The 5,066-nt window shown below is 71.7% G+C and carries 6 protein-coding genes and 1 pseudogene; 2 read left to right on the top strand and 5 right to left on the bottom strand.

Features of this window, described 5'->3' with window-relative positions; genetic code table 11:
* Both ACSAMQ_RS19885 and ACSAMQ_RS19880 read left to right on the top strand, forming a co-directional pair.
* A pseudogene (locus ACSAMQ_RS19885) lies at positions 1–216 on the top strand (beta-ketoacyl synthase chain length factor); the annotation flags it as partial.
* Positions 209–1,099: a glycosyltransferase family 2 protein gene (locus ACSAMQ_RS19880; RefSeq protein ID WP_435397315.1), complete on the top strand. Its 891-nt coding sequence runs from the start codon at positions 209–211 to the stop codon at positions 1,097–1,099. The pseudogene ACSAMQ_RS19885 and the gene ACSAMQ_RS19880, both read left to right, overlap by 8 nt.
* A gap of 215 nt (positions 1,100–1,314) precedes the next feature.
* Here ACSAMQ_RS19880 and ACSAMQ_RS19875 read toward each other — a convergent pair whose 3' ends face one another.
* The 5 genes from ACSAMQ_RS19875 to ACSAMQ_RS19855 all read right to left on the bottom strand — a co-directional run.
* Positions 1,315–1,794, bottom strand: coding sequence for a hypothetical protein (locus ACSAMQ_RS19875; RefSeq protein WP_435397314.1), 480 nt, complete (start codon positions 1,792–1,794; stop codon positions 1,315–1,317).
* Between the two features lie 225 nt (positions 1,795–2,019).
* Complete coding sequence (fabG, locus tag ACSAMQ_RS19870) at positions 2,020–2,760, bottom strand: 3-oxoacyl-ACP reductase FabG (RefSeq protein ID WP_435397313.1); 741 nt, start codon at positions 2,758–2,760, stop codon at positions 2,020–2,022.
* Positions 2,761–2,878: 118 nt separating this feature from the next.
* On the bottom strand, positions 2,879–3,391 hold the full coding sequence (locus tag ACSAMQ_RS19865) for a hypothetical protein (RefSeq protein WP_435397312.1): 513 nt from the start codon (positions 3,389–3,391) through the stop codon (positions 2,879–2,881).
* 107 nt (positions 3,392–3,498) lie between these two features.
* Complete coding sequence (locus ACSAMQ_RS19860) at positions 3,499–3,930, bottom strand: phosphotransferase (protein WP_435397311.1); 432 nt, start codon at positions 3,928–3,930, stop codon at positions 3,499–3,501.
* The coding region (locus tag ACSAMQ_RS19855) for an MMPL family transporter (RefSeq protein WP_435397310.1) at positions 3,917–5,066 on the bottom strand (1,150 nt) is incomplete at its 5' end. The genes ACSAMQ_RS19855 and ACSAMQ_RS19860, both read right to left, overlap by 14 nt.

The raw sequence follows: 5,066 nt of genomic DNA, 5'->3' as shown, positions 1-5,066 counted from the left end.
GCGCCGGCCGAACGCCGTGCGCGCCGACCGCTGCTGCGCGCCTGGCTCAGCGACGAGCCGCCGTCGCCGCTCGAGGGCAGGCTGTCCCGTCGCGGAGCCGGCAACGCCAGCGCCGCGATGCTGCCCTTGTTCGACGCCTTGGCCTCGGGCCATGATCGCGTCGCATTGCCGGCCGGTGGCGGCCGAACCCTGCGGGTGGAGCTGATCCATGATTGAAGGACCCGTTTCGCCAGGACGCGACGGCCACACGCCAGGAACGGCGACCGCGCACCGGACCCGTCCGCCGCGCCTGGATCGCGACAACGTCGCGGTCGTCATTCCGGCGCTCAACGAAGCCCTGCGCATCCGCGAAGTCGTCGAAGGCGCGCTGGCCCAGTGCGCGCACGTGATCGTGATCGACGACGGTTCCGACGACGGCACCGCCGATCGCATCGCCGACCTGCCGGTGACCTTGCTGCGTCACGCGCAGCGCCAGGGCAAGGGCGCGAGCCTGCGCGACGGCTTCGCCGAGGCCTTGCGCCGCGGCTTCGCCGCCGTGCTGACCATGGACGGCGACGGCCAGCACGCCGCCGAGGACATCCCGCGGCTGATCGAGAGCGCCAACCGCTATCCCGACCACATCGTGATCGGCGCGCGCCTGCGCAAGCGCGCCTCGCAGCCGACCTACCGGCGCCTGGCCAATAATTTCGGCGACTGGGGCGTGGCCTGGGGCACCGGTTACCAGATCGCCGACAGCCAGAGCGGCCAGCGCCTGTACCCGGCCGCCGTGATCGCCCTGGGCGACGTGCCCGGCGAAGACTTCGTGTTCGAGGCGCAGATCCTGATGTCGGCGGCGCAGCAACTGGGCACCCGCTGCGTCTCGGTGCCGATCGAATCGCGCTACCAGAGCCAGAATTCGCAGGAACAATTCCGCGCCAGCCATTTCAAACCGCTGCGCGATTTCAGCCGCATCACCAGCCACATCGTCGGCCAATGCCTGCGCCGCGGCGGCATCCCCGCGGTCTATCGCAGCATCCGCGCCAACCCGCCGCTGATCGACGACCCGAGCGGCGAGTTTTCCGGCTCGGCCGAGCACAAGGCGCAGACGCATACGCGTTGAGCTTTACCGCAGGGCAGGCTCGCCGAGCGGTTGGTCGTCGCCTACTCGCAGGTCATTCCGCGACGGCGGAACTCAGCGCTTTCGGGCCGGAACGCCGGAACGCCCTGCGCCCTGGTGTCCACGGAGGTGCGAGCCAGCGGCTCGCAGCGCATCCCATTCACCCCGCCTTCGCGGGGATGACGACGGCAGGTGCCGCAAGAACGCCGTGCGCCGCGTCAGTTGCGCGGCCGGTCAACCGGCGGCGCCTGCGGGCCCGGGTCGTTCATCGGCGGCGGATTCAGCACGTAGATCGCCACGCCGCGCGCGAACTTCTGCCGCGGGCTGATGCTCACCCCGACCCCGCCGCCGCTGTAGTGGCGCCCGCCGAAACTGCCGCCGCCGGCACCGACGCTGACGCCGCTGCCGCCGTAGCCGTCCTGGGTGCCCTGGAACAGCACGCCGTTGGCGCCGAGCTTGGCCGCTTCGGCGCGCAGCTTGGCCACCACCGAATCCATCTTGTTCTGCTCGCCGTAGGTGAACGCGCCGCTGTTGCTTTCGAGCAGGGCGATTTCCTCGTAGCGGCTCGGCGGCGGCGCGAAATACACCCGCACCTGCGACACCGGCACCGGCGGCCGCGGCTGGCCGGTGATCACGTGGGAACTGGCGCAGGCCGACAGGGCGAGCGCGAACAAAGCGATGAACAGGCTGCGCGACATCGGAAGTCTCCCGTACGGCCTTCGCGGCGGACAGCTCATGCTACGCCGGCCGGCCCGGCGTCGGGTGAGCGCCCGGTGAGCGGTCGCCGCCCGGCGATGGTCGGCGCCGGCGCGCGGGCGCAAGGCTGGCCGGGCGCGGCGCTGAATCAGGCCTCCCGACCCGGGCGATCATGATTTTCGACGCCCGCACTCGTCGGCCGGTGCACGTCGGCCGGGCCGCCCACCTCAGCCCATGCCGCCGTTGATTCCGATCACCTGGCCGTTGATGTAGCCGGCCGCGTCCGAGCACAGGAATGCGACCAGCGCGGCGACTTCGTCGGCGCGGCCGGCGCGACCGGCCGGGACCATCTGCTTGATCGCTTCGGCGCTGAACGCCGCCTCGGCCATGCGCCCTTCGATCACCCCGGGCGCGACCACGTTGACGGTGATGCCGCGGCTGGCCATCTCGCGCGCCAGCGACTTGGAGGCGCCGTGCAGCGCCGCCTTGGCCGCGGCGTAGTTGGTCTGGCCGCGGTTGCCGAGCACTGCCGCCACCGAGGACACGTTGACGATCCGCCCCCAGCGCGTGCGCGCCATCGGCAGCAACAGCGGCTGAGTGACGTGGAAGAAGCCGTGCAAGGACACGTCGATCACCCGCGTCCACTGGGCCAGGCTCATGCCGGCCATCGGCGCGTCGTCGTGGATGCCGGCGTTGTTGACCACGCCCTGGATCGGCCCGGCTTCGAGCAGGCCTTCCACGGCGCTGCGCGCGGCCTGATCGTCGGCGACGTCGAAGGCGACCGCCGAAGCCTGGCCGCCGGCCTCGCTGATCCGCGCGACCACCTGCTGCGCGCGCTCCAGATGCTGGTTGGCGTGCACGATCACCTGCCAGCCCGCCGCCGCCAGGGCGAGACAGATCGCCTGGCCGAGGTCGCCGCTGCCGCCGGTGACTAGGACACGGCGCGGCGAAGGGTGCGAGGTGGACATGTGGGCGACTCCGAGCGGCAAAGCCCGATTGTCCCCGCCCCGCCGCCGTGGCGAAAGCCACGCGGCGGAGCGGGGAGTCGCCGCTCCTGGCCAGCCGGTCCGCGGCACGGCTTGCGGCTCAGGTCGAAAGGCGGAAGCCGTCCGGATACGGCGGATAACCCTCGCCGCCACACAGGCTGTCGATCTGCACCAGGCGATGCTGGACGACCCGGCCCTGGTCGTCGCAATGCAGCCGCTGCACGCCCTGCCATACCGCCCATGCGCGTTGCCCGGCCCGATCTTCGCCGTCGATGGCGATGACCCACCATTCCAGGCAGCGGCGCGCATTAGGTGCCAGCCGCATCGAGAACCGATCGTCGAAGTCGAAGTCGAGCTCGATCCGGCCTTCGTCGGTGGCCGTGCTCAGCCATTGCGTGAACAGCGACGAACGCCCACCGGCGATGCGGAACATGTCGACCCAGGTATCGGCCGGCATGTCCTCGTCGTAGGGCCGGTCGCAACGTTCGATCCAGTGCAGGCGCGCGCCTTCACGGCGGTCGAAGACGATGCGCAAGCGGAACCGGTGGCCGATGCGGCCCTCGTCGACATCGTGATGCGGGCCGATGTCCTCGAAATGGAACTGCAGCGACATGAACGAAGCTCCCGGGCGCGATGCGGCGCGATCGCCGCCTCTGCACCAGGAAACGCCGGCGCCGGCCGGGTGTGAATACGGACGGCGCGACGCGCCGCAGCGCAGGTTCAGTCCGGCCGCGCCATCACCGCCGCGCGCCCCTGCGCGATCGGCGCGCCGGCGTGATGCAGTTCGAACTCGTATTGCCAGCTCTCGCCGGTGTCGATGAGCTTGTGCGCGCGGCCTTCGATCGCGCCGGGCAGCTCGTCGATGCGCGCGAGCTGCAAGCGCACCCCGCGCAGCGCCACCAGCACGCCGGGCTTGGCCGCGCCACCGTGCCTTCGCGCGAGCAGGCCGCCGTGCACGGCCATGGCCTGGGCGCCGTATTCGCACAGGTGCACCGCGTGCAGGACGCCGTCGCGACGCAGGGGATGGGCCGGATCGCGATGGCCGTGGCTGCGCAGCACGATGCGCTCCTCGTCCCACTCGACGAGCTCTTCCCACAGGCACATCAGGCCCTGGTGCGGAATCAGCGCGGCGATGGCCTCACGCGTGCGCATCGCCGGCCTCCGGCGCCGCCGGTTCGCGCACGATCAGCAAGGCCAGCGCGAAGTTGAACACCACGCCGAGCGCGACCGTGCCGCCGATCGCGCGCAGCACCGGGATCGACGACAGCCCGAGCAGCGAGAACACCAGCAGCGTGGTCAGGCTGCACACGATCACCGCGTGCAGGGTGCGCAGTTGTTCGTCGCGATCGTCGCCGGCATGGTCGAAGAACAGCGCGTAATCCAGGCCCAGGCCGGCGGCGAGGATCAGCGAGACCAGATGGAACAGGTTGAGCTCGACGCCGAGGCCGCGCAGCACCGCCAGGATCAGCAGGCTGCTCAGGGCCATCGGCGCGAGCACGCGCAACACCCGGCGCGGCGAGCGCAGGGCCACCCAGACCGCAGCGGCGAGCAACACGCCGGCCAGGCCGAGCGCCATCAGCACGCGGCCGCGATAGTCGGCGACCAGGGATTCGGAGGCTTGCTTGAGATCGAGCAACTGACCGCCGTGTCGGCGCACCACCGTCGCGACCGCGGCCGGATCGTTGAGCCCGGTCAGCGACACCAGGGCGGTGGCGTGGTCGCCGCGTTGCAGCAGCAGGCCTTCGACGCTGACCGCGAGCGGCGTGCCGGCGAGGTCGCGCGGGGTCAGCGGCGGCGCCTGCCGCGCGCGTTCGACGTCGGCGAGGAAATCGGCGAAGGCATCGCTGCGGAACGGCGTCGCCGCGACCGCCGTGTCGAGCGCGCTGCGCAGGCTCGCCGCATCGGGCAGGCGCTGCTGGCGTTCGCGCTGGGTCTTGGCGCTGGGCAGGTAACGCGCGGCGAGGTCGTAGCCGGCGATCGCGCCGCGCTGGCGCAGCGCCGGCAGTTCGGCCAGCAAGGCTTCCGAGGACTGCAGCGCGGCTTCGGCGTCGCGCCCTTCGATGGCGACGACGTAGCGCACGTCGGGCGCGCCGAGTTCCTCGCGCAACTGCGCGTCGCGCGCGAGCGCGTCGCCCGGCACCGGGGTCAGCTTGGCCAGGTCGTTCTGCCAGAACGGGCCCGGCACGAACAGGATCACCGCCAGCGCCAGGGCCGCGATCAGCGACACCCCGGCCACGCCGAGCCGCGGCCAGCGCGCCAGCCGCGTCCACAGTCGCGCCAGCGCCGGC

Origin of the sequence: Lysobacter sp. 1R34A, assembly GCF_051217035.1 — a bacterium.
GTDB lineage: Bacteria > Pseudomonadota > Gammaproteobacteria > Xanthomonadales > Xanthomonadaceae > Lysobacter.
This window is presented reverse-complemented; position numbering and strand designations above follow the sequence as displayed.

Coding starts and splice junctions, on each gene's coding strand:
- ACSAMQ_RS19880 (WP_435397315.1), top strand. CDS start 209: ATGATTGAAGGACCCGTTTCGCCAGGACGCGACGGCCACACGCCAGGA.
- ACSAMQ_RS19875 (WP_435397314.1), bottom strand. CDS start 1,794: ATGTCGCGCAGCCTGTTCATCGCTTTGTTCGCGCTCGCCCTGTCGGCC.
- fabG (WP_435397313.1), bottom strand. CDS start 2,760: ATGTCCACCTCGCACCCTTCGCCGCGCCGTGTCCTAGTCACCGGCGGC.
- ACSAMQ_RS19865 (WP_435397312.1), bottom strand. CDS start 3,391: ATGTCGCTGCAGTTCCATTTCGAGGACATCGGCCCGCATCACGATGTC.
- ACSAMQ_RS19860 (WP_435397311.1), bottom strand. CDS start 3,930: ATGCGCACGCGTGAGGCCATCGCCGCGCTGATTCCGCACCAGGGCCTG.